Below are 13,897 nucleotides of genomic sequence, written 5' to 3' on the forward strand. Positions count from 1 at the left end.
CAGCGCGTCGGGATTTGCGTCCCGGCACTACGCGCTCACCTAATTCGGTCCGTTGCCGACGTTGCGAAACCGCTGTCGCGGCCGCTTGAATTGACGTCGGCGGCGAAATACGCGCGCGCGTTTGTCACGTCGCGGGCGATGGCCGCCGTCAGGGTTTCGAGGTCCACGTACTTTTCCTCGTCACGCAGCTTTTGCAGGAATTCGATCCGCACGAGCTTGCCGTAGGCGTCGCCATGCCAGTCGAGCACGAAGGTTTCGAGCAGGACGCGGCCGGAATCATCGACGGTTGGTCGTATTCCGAGACTCGCCACGCCCGGCAACGGCTCGGCCGCAAGTCCATGCACGCGCACGGCAAAAATCCCCGCGAGCGCCGGCCGCTTGTGCGCGATCGGAACGTTGAGCGTGGGAAAACCGAGATCGCGCCCGAGCTTTTGCCCGTGGATCACGTGTCCGCTGATGACATAAGGGCGTCCGAGCGCTAGCCGGGCGGCGTCCAGGTCGCCTGCAACCAGTGATGCGCGTACGCCCGAGCTCGAAATGCGCGCGCCGTTCAGGTCCGCGACGGTCGCCATCTGCTCGACTTCGAAGCCGTATTTGTGTCCCGCCGCTTCGAGCGACTCGAAATCGCCGGCGCGTCTGGCGCCGTAGCGGAAATCGTCGCCGATCATCACCCAGCGCGCATGCAGCCCGTTCACGATCACATCTTCGACGAACCTGTCCGGCGACTGCGCGGCAAACGTCTTGTTGAAATGCTCGACCACGACGCGGTCCACCCCGTTCGTGCGCAGCGCTTCGAGCTTGTCGCGCAACATGGCGATGCGCGGCGGCGCGCCGGCGGGATTGAAGAATTCGCGGGGATGCGGCTCGAAGGTCATCACGCAGACCGGCAGCCCGCGGGCGTTCGCGGCGGCGCGGACGTGCGCGAGCAGTGCCTGGTGACCGCGGTGGACACCGTCGAAATTGCCGATGGTCAGCGCGCAGGGCGCGCGGCTCTCGGCATTGGGTAGGCCGCGAAAGACTCTCACGATAGCGGTTGGGTCGGCGGTTGACAGTTAGGTGGGCTGCAGCGCCACGAGCACGATTGCTGCAAAGCGTCCGATTATAAACGCTCGCACGGATCGGCGGACGCCGCGCCCGCGCTGGGCGACGCCGAATCGGACGGTTTTACGGGCATCGAATGATAAAATCGCCCGATGAAAAAAATTGTCATCCTGATTTCCGGGCGGGGTACCAACATGGAAGCCGTCGTGCGGGCCTGCGCGCGCGAAGGCTGGCCGGCCCGGGTGGCCGCTGTCATCTCGAATCGCCCCGATGCCGCCGGACTTGCGTTCGCGGCGGCAAATGGCATTGAAACACATGCGGTCGATCATCGCGAATTCGAGTCCCGCGAAGCTTTCGATCAGGCGCTTGCACGCAGTATCGATCGTTTTGAACCGGATCTCGTCGTGCTCGCGGGCTTCATGCGCGTGCTGACAGATCCGTTTGTCCAACGTTACGCGGGACGCATGATCAACATTCATCCGTCGCTGCTGCCGTGCTTTCCGGGGCTGAAAACGCATCAGCAAGCCCTCGATGCCGGCGTGCGCCTGCACGGCGCAAGCGTCCATTTCGTCACGCCGACGCTGGATCATGGCCCGATCATCGCGCAGGCGGCGGTGCCGGTCATGGCCGGCGACGATCCGGCAGCGCTCGCCATTCGGGTGCTGGCCGCAGAACACATTATTTACCCACGCGCGGTGCGCTGGTTCGTCGAAGGGCGTTTGGCCATCGACGGCGAGCGTGTCGTGCTCACGCCACCAGAGCCGCAATGGCTCTTTGCCGACATTGCCGGGGAGGGCGTATGAGGCTTCATGGATTTTTGATAGGACAAACAGAGACGTTGCTGGCGGACGTATTGCGTTTCAGCGGTCCCGCCGACGCCGCCACCAGCCGTTTTTTCCGCGCGCACCCAAAGCTCGGACACAACGAACGCGGGGTTATCGCGGAAGCGGTATTCGCGGTCCTGCGCCGGAAGATGGAGTTTTCGCACCTCGCGGAAAGCGGCTCGGGCAATCTGGCGCGGCGTCTCGCGTTGCTGGGATTGATGCAGACGGCGGGTTTGTCGGCGGTAAAACCGTTTATCTCCGCCGATGAATACCAGTGGCTCAACCAGGTTTCGAAGATCGATCCGGGCAGCCTGCCGGTGCGCGTGCGCACGAACTTGCCGCAGTGGATCTACGACGCGATGACCAAGCGGTTCGATACCGACGAACTCGCCCAGCTCGCCGCCGCGCTGAATTACCCGGCGCCGCTCGATTTGCGCGCGAACCCGATCAAGGCCACGCGCGATCAGGTGATCAAGACGTTGACCGAAGCGGGAATCGATGCTGGTGAAATGCCGTTCGCGCCTTATGGCGTGCGGGTGGACGGCAAGCCGGCGCTCACGCGCCTGCAACCGTTCCAGGACGGCTGGATCGAGGTGCAGGACGAAGGCAGCCAGCTTTTGTGCTCGCTGGTTGCGCCCCGGCGCGGCGAAATGATCGTGGATTTCTGCGCGGGCGCGGGCGGCAAGACGCTGGCGCTGGGCGCGATGATGCGCTCGTCGGGCCGTCTTTATGCTTTCGACGTGTCGGACCGCCGTCTTGCGAAACTCAAGCCACGCCTCGCTCGCAGCGGTTTGTCGAACGTCAACCCGGTGTTGATCGACAGCGAGCACGACGCCAAGATCAAGCGGCTGGCAGGCAAGATCGACCGTGTTCTCGTCGATGCCCCCTGTTCGGGCCTTGGCACGCTGCGGCGCAATCCGGACCTGAAATGGCGTCAATCGCCGGAATCGGTCGCTGAACTGACGCCGAAGCAGCTATCCATCCTGACCAGTGCGGCCCGGCTCGTGAAAGTGGGCGGCCGTCTCGTCTACGCAACATGCAGCATGCTCGAGGCGGAAAACGAGGGCGTAGTGACGCAGTTCCTCGCCTCGCACCCGCTGTTCAAGCTGGTCCCGGCGAAAGATGTGCTCGCAGAACAGCGCATTGACCTCGATACTGGCGACTACCTACAACTGTGGCCGCACAAGCACGGAACGGACGGTTTCTTCGCGGCGGTGCTCGAACGCCTGCCGAATCCGGCAAAAGAGACGCCTGTGGAAGAGGTCGCCGCCGAATAAGCGGTATCTGCCTCTCTTGACCACGGAATGACAGCCATTCCGTGGTCAAACTCTGAAAAACGACGGAATTGGGGTTAAGTGCACTTGAATCAGCGCGTTTCCAGCGGTCAAAATTCCCGTTGCTTTTGCGCGAAATCAAAAATTTCCTCCATGCACACAAAGACTTGGAACGCTTGACGTAAAATGCCGTCGAACCACGTGCATAATCCTTTCATGCACCCAACAGCCGTCGATACTGTTTTCGTTCGGCTAAATTTCACCGCCTTTTAGGTAAATTGCCTTGCTGAATTCATCGCTTGAATTTCTCGCCAACGGTTTGCTGGACCTTACGTGGTGGCAAATCCTGTTGTTCACTCTCGTGATGACGCACATCACGATCATCGGCGTGACCGTCTACCTGCATCGCTGCCAGGCGCATCGCGCGCTGGAGCTGCATCCGGCCGTCAGTCACTTCTTCCGTTTCTGGCTGTGGATGACCACCGGCATGCTGACCGGCCAATGGGCCGCGATTCATCGCAAGCACCACGCCAAGTGCGAGACCGAAGAAGATCCGCACAGCCCGCAAACGCGCGGCATCTGGAAAGTCCTGCTCGAAGGCGCCGAGCTTTATCGTTCGGAAGCCAAGAACGAGGAAACCATGCGCAAGTTCAGTCACGGCACGCCGAACGACTGGATGGAACGCAATGTCTACACGCGCTACCCGATTCTCGGCATCAGCATCATGATGGTGGTCGACGTTGCGCTCTTCGGCATCGTGGGTCTTTCGGTCTGGGCCGTGCAGATGATCTGGATTCCGTTCTGGGCCGCCGGCGTGGTCAACGGTCTTGCTCACTGGTGGGGTTATCGCAACTTCAACTCGTCGGACGCCAGCACGAACATCTTTCCGCTCGGCATCCTGATCGGCGGCGAAGAACTGCACAACAATCACCACACGTACGCCACGTCGGCGAAGCTGTCGAACAAGTGGTACGAATTCGACATTGGCTGGATGTATATCCGCATCATGTCGGCGTTCAAGCTGGCCAAGGTCAAGAAGATCGCGCCCACGCCGCGTTTGTCGGCATCGAAGCCCGTGCTCGATCACGACACGCTGCAAGCCGTCTTGTCGAACCGCTACGAAGTGATGGCGCGTTACGGCAAGGCCATGAAGCGTGCGTATCGTCAGGAATTGTCGAAACTGAAGGACGGCGGTTCCACCGATAAATACCAGTTGATGCGCGGTGCACGCAAATGGGCGCACAAGGAAGAAGCCGGTCTCGACGAGCCGCAACGCCAGCAACTGCCGGCGCTGTTCTCGGACAACCACAAGCTGCGCACCTACATTGAGTTGCGCCAGGATCTGGCTGCCATGTGGGACCGTTCCAATGCGTCGCGCGAACAACTGCTCGCGCAATTGCAGGACTGGTGTCATCGGGCGGAGCAGAGCGGCATCAAGGCGCTGCAGGATTTCGCATCGCGCCTGCGCCGGTACGCCTGACGAGCGGTCTGAACCACGACCTGAAACGCAGAAACCTTCGTCACTGATATCCGCTAAAATTTCGTGACGTTACGAGACCCCGCTCTGGCGGGGTTTTGTCGTTTTGGAACGGCAACATGCGCGCCGTTTTTACGAGATTGGAGACAGGCAAGCGATGGAACAGGCGATAAAAAGCGTCGAGTACGACCTGCCGCAAGGGTTGACGTGCGGCATCGGCCAAGCATGGGCGAAAGTGCCTGATGCGCCGTCGCAGGAAGAGAGGCGCGAGTTGAAGGAGCGCATTCGCGCGTTGCTCGTGCGCGAGAAAGCGGTGTTGGTCGCACATTATTATGTCGATGCCGAGCTGCAAGAGCTCGCCGATGAAACCGGCGGTTGTGTAGCGGATTCGCTAGAGATGGCGCGCTTCGGGCGCGACCACGCAGCGCAAACGCTGGTTGTGGCCGGCGTGCGTTTCATGGGCGAGACGGCGAAGATTCTCAGCCCTGGAAAGCGCGTGCTGATGCCCGATCTGGACGCCACGTGTTCGCTGGACCTCGGTTGTCCCGCCGACGAATTCTCGGCTTTCTGCGATGCACATCCCGACCGCACGGTCGTCGTGTACGCGAATACCAGCGCGGCTGTGAAGGCGCGGGCGGACTGGATGGTGACATCGTCGATCGGGTTGGAAATCGTCGCCGACCTGCACGCGCGTGGCGAGAAAATCCTCTGGGCGCCGGACCGGCATCTGGGCTCGTACATCCAGAAGAAAACCGGCGCCGACATGCTGCTGTGGCAAGGCTCGTGTCTCGTGCACGATGAGTTCAAGGGCGTCGAACTCGATCTGCTGCGGGCCGAATATCCCGATGCAAAAATCCTCGTTCATCCGGAATCGCCGGAAGGCGTGGTTGCGTTGGCGGACGTGGTGGGGTCGACCACGCAATTGATCGATGCCGCCGTGAAGCTCGACGCGAAGCGTTTCATTGTTGCGACCGATCTCGGGATTCTGCACAAGATGCGGCTTGCGGCGCCGGGCAAGGAGTTCATCGAAGCGCCGACCGCCGGCAATAGCGCGAGCTGCAAGAGTTGCGCGCATTGCCCCTGGATGGCCATGAACGGGCTGACCAATCTCGCCGCGGTGCTGGAGCGCGGCAACAACGAGATTTTCGTGGATCGTGCGACCGGTGAACGGGCGCGTGTTCCTATCGACCGGATGCTCGACTTCGCAGCGCGTCACAAGAAGCGTGTGCAGGCGAGCGGCGATCTGGCGAAGGATGGTTCGTTGTTTTCAAACGTTGGAGCGGCGTGAATGACTTCTGCCAGTCAGTTGGTTTCCCCTTTATTCGATGAAATCCGTGCGCAATACGGCGCAGCCTTCGACCAGGCGCTTGCACGCAACGTGACCGATGCGCTTGCCGAAGATATCGGCGATGGCGACCGCACCGGGCTTCTGGTCCCGGCGAAGACAGAAAGGACAGCGCGGATCATCGTTCGCGAGGAAGCGGTGCTTTGCGGCGTGCCCTGGTTCGAGGGCGTGATGCGGCGCGTGGATGAATCGATTCGCGTTGAATGGCTTTATCAGGAAGGCGCGCGGATGCGTGCTGATTCGCCTGTTGTGTTGCTGCGCGGCCCGGCGCGTGCGCTGCTCACCGCGGAGCGCAATGCGTTGAATTTCCTGCAGTTGCTCTCGGGCGTGGCGAGCGCGACGCGGCGCTTTGTTGACGCAATAGACGGCACGCGCGCGCAAATCCTCGATACCCGCAAAACGCTGCCCGGCCTGCGTCTCGCGCAGAAGTACGCGGTCCGTGTCGGCGGCGGCGCGAACCAGCGGCTCGCACTTTATGACGGCATCCTGATCAAGGAAAACCACATTGCCGCCGCCGGCGGCGTAGGCGCGGCAATGGATTCGGCGCTCGCGCTGGATGCCGGCGTGCCCATCCAGATCGAAGTCGAAACGCTGGAGCAGCTCGAGACCGCGCTCGCGCATCGGGCGGAATCCGTTTTGCTCGACAACTTCAGCTTCGACGCCATGCGCGACGCTGTCGGCCTGACGGCCGGACGTGCAGTGCTGGAGGTATCGGGCGGCGTGAACTTCGATAGCGTGCGCACGATTGCGGAGACCGGCGTGGACCGGATTTCAATTGGCGCATTGACGAAGGATGTGCGCGCCACGGATTATTCGATGCGTCTGGAATAACGCGTTGAGTCCACGACGATCATGGCGTGCAACGCGCCATGATCGAGGTTTTTCCCTGCATCTCGCACAATGTCGTGTCTAGACAACTTTGCGACGTTCCCCCCGAAGTGCGCTGTTTTTCCGCCGAATTCATTCCGTTAATCCCCGTAACTTCCGCGTAAGCCTTGTCCGTCAAGCCGCTCGGTATTTTCCCTAGGTTTTCGCGCCCGCGAACAAAAACCGTTGCCAGTCCTTTTTGTTCAATGCATGCTTGTCTATACAAGTTGGCGATTCGCCAATCGGTCAATCACTCATTTTCGGAAAAGTGGCTCAACTATGACAGGCAAAATAAACTTGCTGGCTCGACTGGCGGCATCGGTGGCCGTTGGTGTTATCGCGCTCGGCGCCGCCAATGCGCAGGCGAAGGACTGGAAAACCGTCACGATCGCCACCGAAGGCGCGTACGAACCGTGGAACCTCACGCTGCCCGGCGGCAAACTCGGCGGGTTCGAGCCGGAGCTCATCCAGAACGTGTGCGATCGCATCAAGATCCAGTGCAAGCTCGTGACGCAGGACTGGGACGGCATGATCGCCGGGCTGCAAGCGGGCAAGTTCGACGTGCTCATGGACGCGATCTCGGTTACGCCTGAGCGCGAAAAGATCATCGCTTTTTCCCGGCCTTACGCATCCACGCCGGCCGCGTTCGTTGCTTCCGGTGACGCGCCTGCTGCGCTTGCGAAGCAGCCCGGTGCCGGGCAAATCGTGAAACTCACGGGCGACGCAGCCCACGACAAAACCACCGTCGATGCATTGCGCGTGGCGCTGAAGGGCAAGACCATCGGCATTCAGTCGGGCACGGTGTACACGAAGTTCATCGATACGAACTTCAAGGACGTTGCCACCATCCGCGAGTACAAAACCGCGCCGGAGCATGACCTGGATCTGGTGGCAGGCCGCATCGATGTCGCCTTCGACGACAGCACCTACTGGGCATCGGCGTTCGCCAAGCCGGAAAACAAGGGCCTGGCCTTCACGGGACCGAAGATCTCGGGACCAGTCTGGGGTCCGGGCGAAGCGCTCGCATTCCGCCAGTCTGACAAGGACCTGAAGGCCAAGTTCGACGAAGGCATCGCCGCGGCGCTCGCCGACGGCACCGTCAAGCGTCTTTCCATGAAGTGGATGAAGGTCGACGCCACGCCTTGATTTGATCGCTGCCTGATCAACGCCCCCAGGACGATGCAACACCGCAGGAGATAAAAGATGAATCTGGTTCAACTACTCGGCTTCGGCGAGCAAGGGTGGGGCGGCGCGTTGCTGGTCGCGCTGCTCATGACCGTGCTTCTGACCATCGCCGCGCTGGCCGTGGGCGCTGTGTTCGGCGCGATGGTCGCGTCCGCGAAACTGTCGCGCAGCCGCACGCTGAGGGTTATCGGCGATGCGTACACCACGCTCTTTCGCGGCATTCCCGAACTGCTGATCATCTATCTCTTTTACTTCGGCGGTTCTTCGGTGGTCACCGCCGTCGGGCAGTTTTTTGGCGCCGATGGATTTATCGGTGTGCCGCCGTTTGTGGTCGGCGCGCTCGCCATCGGGCTGATTTCGGGCTCCTATCAGGCGGAGGTTTACCGCTCGGCGGTGCTGGCCGTGTCCCGTGGCGAGATCGAGGCGGCGCGCGCCATTGGCATGTCCACGCCGACGCTGTGGCGGCGCGTGCTGATCCCGCAAGTCGTGCGTTTTGCGCTGCCGGGGATCGGCAACGTGTGGCAGTTGAGCCTGAAGGATTCGGCGTTGATCGCGGTGACGGGGCTCGCCGAACTGATGCGCACGAGCCAGGTCGCGGCCGGATCGACGCATCAGTACTTCACGTTCTATGTGGTCGGCGGGGCGCTTTACCTGATCCTCACGAGCCTGTCGAACCGTGTCTTCGATCGCGCTGAAGCGCGCATCGGCCGGTCGTTTCGCAGCACGCTTGCGCGCCATTAAGACGAACGTCCCAAGAGAATCCGACCATGAACATCGATTTCGAATTTCTCGGCGATACGTTGTCGAAACTCCTCGCCGCCGTGCCGACCACACTCGGGCTTTTCTTCGCCTCGCTGATTGTGGGTGGCCTGCTTTCGCTCGTGATCGTCTCAATGCGCGTCAGCCCCAACTGGGCGATAAACAGGTTCGCGCGCGCGTACATCCTGGTGTTTCGCGGCTCGCCGCTCCTGATCCAGATGTTCCTTGTTTATTACGGGCTGGGGCAATTTCCCGCGGTCCGCGCGAGCATCGTCTGGCCTGTGCTTCGCGAGCCTTATGCGTGCGCGATTCTTTCGCTGGCGTTGTGCACCGCAGGTTATACCGCCGAGATCATCCGTGGCGGTCTGCAGTCCGTGCCGCATGGCCAGATTGAAGCGGCGCTCGCATGCGGCATGTCGCGCTGGACGGTGCTGCGCCGGATCATCGCACCGATCACGCTGCGCTATGCGCTGCCTGCGTATTCCACCGAAGCCGTGCTGCTTGTCAAATCGACGGCACTCGCAAGTCTCGTCACCGTCTGGGACGTGACCGGCGTCGCGCAGCAGATCATCCAGCGAACCTACCGGACCATGGAAGTCTTCATCTGCGCCGCGGCCATTTATCTCGTGCTGAATTTCATCATCGTGCGGGCGCTCGGGATGCTCGAAAAGAAGCTCTCGCCGCATCTGCGTGATCGTAACGAAACGGTATCGAAGAAACCTGTGCCTGCATCGCTCAAGGCAACGACGGTGCCAAACACGCATATCGATTCCTGAATCGGAGGGAGAAACTCATGAACACCAGCAGCTCCATTGCGCTCTCCGCGAGCAACATCCACAAGTCTTTCGGCGATGCGCACGTGCTCAAGGGCATTTCCCTCGATGCGCACGAAGGCGACGTGATCTCGATCCTGGGTGCGAGCGGCTCGGGCAAAAGCACGTTCCTGCGCTGTATCAACATGCTTGAAACGCCGGATGACGGCGAAGTGAAACTGGCGGGCGAAGCCATCGAAATGAAGCGGGGCCGCGATGGACGTCTGCAGCCCGGCAACCGCAAGCAGGTCGACCGGATTCGTTCGCAGCTCGGCATGGTGTTCCAGGGTTTCAATCTCTGGTCGCACATGACGGTGATGCAGAACGTGATCGAAGGGCCGCTGCGTGTGCAAAAGCGCACGCGTGCCGAGTGCGTTGAAGAAGCCGAGCAGTTGCTGACGAAGGTCGGCCTGTATGAAAAACGCGATGCGTACCCTGCGCATTTGTCGGGCGGCCAGCAACAGCGCGTCGCGATCGCGCGTGCACTGGCAATGCACCCGAAGGTCATGCTCTTCGATGAACCCACGTCCGCGCTCGATCCCGAACTGGTCGGCGAAGTGCTGCGCGTGATGCGCGCGCTCGCCGAAGAAGGGCGGACCATGCTGGTCGTCACGCACGAGATGGGCTTTGCGCGGCATGTGTCGAACCGGGTGATGTTCCTGCATCAGGGACAAGTCGATGCCGAAGGTCCCCCCGACGACCTTTTCAACGGACGATGCTCGGAACGCTTCCAGCAGTTTGTATCGAGTCATCATTCACGTACCGCCAACTAATCTGCAAGCGAGGTTATCGTGCTGGCCAGTTCCCTTTTGCAGGCGCCATCGATTGATTCCGTGGTCATCGGCGCCGGACTGAATAACGGTTTCAATCATGGATATACATCGGCCGTGGTGAATCTCGATGCGCCGCTTGGATGGCGCGATATCGCGCGGATTGCGAACGGCGCGAAGCTGGTTTTATCGCCCGATGCACGCGCCCGGATCGATCATGCGCGCGCATTGGTCGAGCAGATCGTCGAGCGCCGGATTCGCGCTTACGGCGTGAATACGGGCGTGGGCGCGCTGTGCGATGTGATCGTGTCGCCGTCCGAACAGCGGACTTTGTCGCGCAACATCTTGATGAGCCACTCGGTGGGCGTCGGCGAACCACTGCGGCGCGAGGAGACGCGGGCGATCATCGCGGCGGCGGTCAACAACTTCGCGCACGGGAAGTCAGGCGTGCGGCTCGAGCTGGTCGATTTGCTCGTCACGCTGCTCGACAGCGGGGCGATTCCCGAAGTGCCGGCGTTCGGGTCTGTCGGTTATCTGAGTCATATGGCGCATATCGCGCTGGTGCTGATCGGCGAAGGATTTGTCCGCGATGACACTGGCCGGCTCAGCGCGGCTTGTGCATTGCAGCGGCTCGAGCGCGAACCGCTGGTGCTGGAGGCGAAGGAAGGCCTGAGCGTGGTCAACGGCACGCCGTGCGTGACGGGGCTCGCGTCTCTTGCGCTGGCGCGCACCGAGCGCCTGCTGCAATGGGCCGACACCATTTCCGCAATGACCTTCGAAAACCTGCGCGGGCAGGCCGCCGCCTTCGATGCCGACTCCCTTGCGCTGCGGATATCGCCGGGATTGTCGGTGGTGGGCGCGCATTTGCGCGAGCTTCTGGCTGACAGCGGGATCATCGCGGCGTCGTATGGGCGCAGCACGCAGGACCCGCTGAGCTTGCGCACGATCCCACACGTCCACGGCGCTGCCCGCGATGTGTTCGCGACCACCGCCGAAGTCGTGAACCGCGAGCTGGCTTCCGTTACCGACAACCCCGTCGTCACCGGCACGCTTACCGCGCCGCGCGTGTTTTCGCAAGCGCATGCGGTGGGCGCGTCGATCGGCCTCGCGATGGACAGCCTGAGCACGGCCGTGGCCGAAGTCGCTGCGATGGCGGAGCGGCGTATCGACCGGCTGGTGAACCCGCTGGTGAGCGGCTTGCCCGCATTCCTCGCCGATAGCGGCGGCACGTGTTCCGGCTTCATGATCGCGCAGTACACGGCGGCGTCGCTGGTCGCGCACAACCGGCGGCTCGCAATGCCTGCCAGTCTCGATGGCGGCATCACGTCCGGTCTGCAGGAGGACCATTTGTGCCACGCGACGCCGGCAGCGCTGAAGGCGCTGGAGATCATCGCGAACGCGGAGCGGATTTTTGCGATCGAATTGCTCGCCGCGGCGCAGGCCTACGACTTGCAGCCCCCTGACCTGACGCGTGCGCCCAGGACGGATGCCGTGTACCGGAGCGTGCGTGCGGTGATCTCGCCATATCGTGATGACCGGCCGCTCGCGGGCGATATCGCCGCCGCTGTTGCCTTCGTCTGCGAGGCTGCGCCAGTTTTCTAAACTGCTGTATAGACAGATTCATGCCGCCACTTGCTGGCGGCATTTGCATTGTTTCCCGCTGTCAAGCCGCGCCGCGCTCGGTTCCGGCCTCATCAAAGTAAACCCCTACGCGAATCGGTTAACCTTCACTTGCGCTCCTTTTTATTTTAATTCAGACTTGTATATACAACTTGTCGACCGACCTGCGCAGTGCTTTGAGAGCCGCGGCGTCGGCCTCAAGAGACCGAATACTTTCAATCCTGTCCAAGGAGTGCTTCGATGAAAAACCACAACCCACGTCCCCTGCGCGCACCGCGCGGTACCGAACTTACGTGCAAGAGCTGGCTTACCGAAGCGCCGTACCGGATGCTGCTGAACAACCTCGATCCCGAAGTCGCCGAGAACCCGGACAAGCTGGTTGTGTACGGCGGTATAGGCCGCGCCGCGCGCAACTGGGAATGCCTCGACAAGATCCTGGAAACGCTGCAACGCCTGGAAAGCGATGAGTCGCTGCTCGTGCAATCGGGCAAGCCGGTTGGCGTATTCAAGACGCACGCCGACGCGCCGCGCGTGCTGATCGCGAATTCGAATCTCGTGCCGAAATGGGCGACGTGGGAGCACTTCAACGAGCTCGACCGCAAGGGCCTCTTCATGTACGGCCAGATGACGGCCGGGAGCTGGATCTACATCGGCAGCCAGGGGATCGTGCAGGGCACGTACGAAACCTTCGTGGAAGCGGCGCGCCAGCATTTCAACGGTAGCTGGAAAGGCCGCTGGATCCTGACGGCGGGCCTGGGCGGCATGGGCGGCGCGCAGCCGCTCGCGGCGACGCTGGCGGGGGCGGTATCGCTGAATATCGAGTGCGACCAGACGCGCATCGACTTCCGTCTGCGCACGCGCTACGTCGATAAACAAGCAAAGGATATCGATCACGCGCTCGAACTCATCAAGCAACATACCGCCGCAGGCGACGCCATCTCGATCGCGCTGCTCGGTAATGCCGCCGAAGTGCTGCCGGAACTCGTGCGCCGCGCCAAGGCCGGCGCCATCAAGCCGGATCTGGTCACTGACCAAACCTCGTCGCACGACCTGATCAACGGTTACCTGCCGGCCGGCTGGAGCCTGGAAAAGTGGCGCGCGGCATCGCTGGACGCCTCGCAACACGCCGAGCTCAAGGCCGCCGCGCAACGCTCGTGCGCGCAGCACGTCCAGGCCATGCTCGATTTCCACGCAATGGGCATCCCGGCCGTCGATTACGGCAACAACCTGCGTCAGGTTGCATTCGATGACGGCGTAAAGAACGCCTTCGATTTCCCCGGCTTCGTGCCCGCGTATATCCGCCCGTTGTTCTGCGAAGGCAAGGGCCCGTTCCGCTGGGTCGCGCTGTCGGGCGATCCGGAAGACATCTACAAGACCGACGCCAAGCTGAAGGAACTGTTCCCGCATAACGCCGGCATGAACCGCTGGCTCGATATGGCGCGCGACCGTATCGCGTTCCAGGGGTTGCCGGCGCGGATTTGCTGGCTCGGGCTGGGTGAGCGTCACGTTGCCGGCCTCGCGTTCAACGAGATGGTGAAGAGCGGTGAGCTGAAGGCGCCGATTGTCATTGGCCGGGATCATCTGGATACCGGTTCCGTCGCGAGCCCGAACCGCGAGACGGAAAGCATGAAGGACGGCACGGACGCCGTGTCCGACTGGCCGCTGCTCAATGCGCTCCTGAACACCGCTGGCGGCGCGACGTGGGTGAGCCTGCATCACGGCGGTGGCGTGGGCATGGGGTACTCGCAACACGCGGGCATGGTGATTGTCGCCGATGGCACCGAAGCCGCCCACAAGCGTCTCGCACGCGTGCTGGTGAACGACTGCGCGTCGGGCGTGATGCGTCATGGCGATGCCGGTTACGAGCAGGCCATCGAATGCGCGAAGAACTTCGGCCTCGACCTTCCATTCATCACGACCTGA

General features: G+C 61.9%; 12 protein-coding genes. 11 read left to right on the forward strand and 1 reads right to left on the reverse strand.

Translation table 11 applies throughout. The features are described 5' to 3' along the window. Nucleotides 1-35: 35 nt before the first annotated feature. Nucleotides 36-1,025: a bifunctional riboflavin kinase/FAD synthetase gene (locus AXG89_RS09440; protein WP_061998720.1), complete on the reverse strand. Its 990-nt coding sequence runs from the start codon at nucleotides 1,023-1,025 to the stop codon at nucleotides 36-38. Between the two features lie 168 nt (nucleotides 1,026-1,193). Between AXG89_RS09440 and purN the strand changes: the two genes are divergently transcribed. The 11 genes from purN (at nucleotide 1,194) to hutU (ending at nucleotide 13,897) form a co-directional block, all read left to right on the forward strand. Further along, on the forward strand, nucleotides 1,194-1,844 hold the full coding sequence (gene purN / locus AXG89_RS09445) for a phosphoribosylglycinamide formyltransferase (RefSeq protein ID WP_062169415.1): 651 nt from the start codon (nucleotides 1,194-1,196) through the stop codon (nucleotides 1,842-1,844). Beyond that, nucleotides 1,841-3,142: an RsmB/NOP family class I SAM-dependent RNA methyltransferase gene (locus AXG89_RS09450; RefSeq protein ID WP_062169417.1), complete on the forward strand. Its 1,302-nt coding sequence runs from the start codon at nucleotides 1,841-1,843 to the stop codon at nucleotides 3,140-3,142. The genes purN and AXG89_RS09450 overlap by 4 nt, the downstream gene beginning before the upstream one ends. A gap of 280 nt (nucleotides 3,143-3,422) precedes the next feature. Then, complete coding sequence (locus AXG89_RS09455) at nucleotides 3,423-4,619, forward strand: DesA family fatty acid desaturase (RefSeq protein ID WP_061998723.1); 1,197 nt, start codon at nucleotides 3,423-3,425, stop codon at nucleotides 4,617-4,619. A gap of 154 nt (nucleotides 4,620-4,773) precedes the next feature. Next, nucleotides 4,774-5,904 (forward strand): quinolinate synthase NadA, encoded by a 1,131-nt coding sequence (gene nadA / locus AXG89_RS09460; protein WP_062169420.1) that lies wholly within the window; start codon nucleotides 4,774-4,776, stop codon nucleotides 5,902-5,904. Continuing rightward, entirely contained in the window at nucleotides 5,905-6,792 is an 888-nt protein-coding gene (nadC, locus tag AXG89_RS09465) for a carboxylating nicotinate-nucleotide diphosphorylase (RefSeq protein ID WP_062169422.1), read from the forward strand. A 315-nt stretch (nucleotides 6,793-7,107) separates the two neighbouring features. Beyond that, nucleotides 7,108-7,974 carry a transporter substrate-binding domain-containing protein gene (locus AXG89_RS09470; RefSeq protein WP_062169423.1) on the forward strand — a complete coding sequence of 289 codons (867 nt, stop codon included), beginning with the start codon at nucleotides 7,108-7,110 and terminating at the stop codon, nucleotides 7,972-7,974. A 57-nt stretch (nucleotides 7,975-8,031) separates the two neighbouring features. Further along, on the forward strand, nucleotides 8,032-8,754 hold the full coding sequence (locus tag AXG89_RS09475; protein WP_061998727.1) for an ABC transporter permease: 723 nt from the start codon (nucleotides 8,032-8,034) through the stop codon (nucleotides 8,752-8,754). A 26-nt stretch (nucleotides 8,755-8,780) separates the two neighbouring features. Beyond that, nucleotides 8,781-9,548 carry an ABC transporter permease gene (locus AXG89_RS09480; RefSeq protein WP_062169426.1) on the forward strand — a complete coding sequence of 256 codons (768 nt, stop codon included), beginning with the start codon at nucleotides 8,781-8,783 and terminating at the stop codon, nucleotides 9,546-9,548. Nucleotides 9,549-9,565: 17 nt separating this feature from the next. Continuing rightward, nucleotides 9,566-10,357 carry an ABC transporter ATP-binding protein gene (locus AXG89_RS09485; RefSeq protein ID WP_062169428.1) on the forward strand — a complete coding sequence of 264 codons (792 nt, stop codon included), beginning with the start codon at nucleotides 9,566-9,568 and terminating at the stop codon, nucleotides 10,355-10,357. 78 nt (nucleotides 10,358-10,435) lie between these two features. Then, on the forward strand, nucleotides 10,436-11,956 hold the full coding sequence (locus tag AXG89_RS09490) for an HAL/PAL/TAL family ammonia-lyase (protein WP_082771458.1): 1,521 nt from the start codon (nucleotides 10,436-10,438) through the stop codon (nucleotides 11,954-11,956). 258 nt (nucleotides 11,957-12,214) lie between these two features. Then, nucleotides 12,215-13,897, forward strand: a complete 1,683-nt coding sequence (gene hutU / locus AXG89_RS09495; RefSeq protein ID WP_061998729.1) for a urocanate hydratase — start codon at nucleotides 12,215-12,217, stop codon at nucleotides 13,895-13,897.

It is taken from the genome of Burkholderia sp. PAMC 26561, assembly GCF_001557535.2.
Lineage (GTDB): Bacteria > Pseudomonadota > Gammaproteobacteria > Burkholderiales > Burkholderiaceae > Caballeronia.

What these genes read in the sequence shown, in the direction of transcription:
- hutU (WP_061998729.1), top strand. Translation starts at nt 12,215, where the DNA reads ATGAAAAACCACAACCCACGTCCCCTGCGCGCACCGCGCGGTACCGAA.
- AXG89_RS09480 (WP_062169426.1), top strand. Translation starts at nt 8,781, where the DNA reads ATGAACATCGATTTCGAATTTCTCGGCGATACGTTGTCGAAACTCCTC.
- nadC (WP_062169422.1), top strand. Translation starts at nt 5,905, where the DNA reads ATGACTTCTGCCAGTCAGTTGGTTTCCCCTTTATTCGATGAAATCCGT.
- AXG89_RS09475 (WP_061998727.1), top strand. Translation starts at nt 8,032, where the DNA reads ATGAATCTGGTTCAACTACTCGGCTTCGGCGAGCAAGGGTGGGGCGGC.
- AXG89_RS09450 (WP_062169417.1), top strand. Translation starts at nt 1,841, where the DNA reads ATGAGGCTTCATGGATTTTTGATAGGACAAACAGAGACGTTGCTGGCG.
- nadA (WP_062169420.1), top strand. Translation starts at nt 4,774, where the DNA reads ATGGAACAGGCGATAAAAAGCGTCGAGTACGACCTGCCGCAAGGGTTG.
- AXG89_RS09485 (WP_062169428.1), top strand. Translation starts at nt 9,566, where the DNA reads ATGAACACCAGCAGCTCCATTGCGCTCTCCGCGAGCAACATCCACAAG.
- AXG89_RS09470 (WP_062169423.1), top strand. Translation starts at nt 7,108, where the DNA reads ATGACAGGCAAAATAAACTTGCTGGCTCGACTGGCGGCATCGGTGGCC.
- purN (WP_062169415.1), top strand. Translation starts at nt 1,194, where the DNA reads ATGAAAAAAATTGTCATCCTGATTTCCGGGCGGGGTACCAACATGGAA.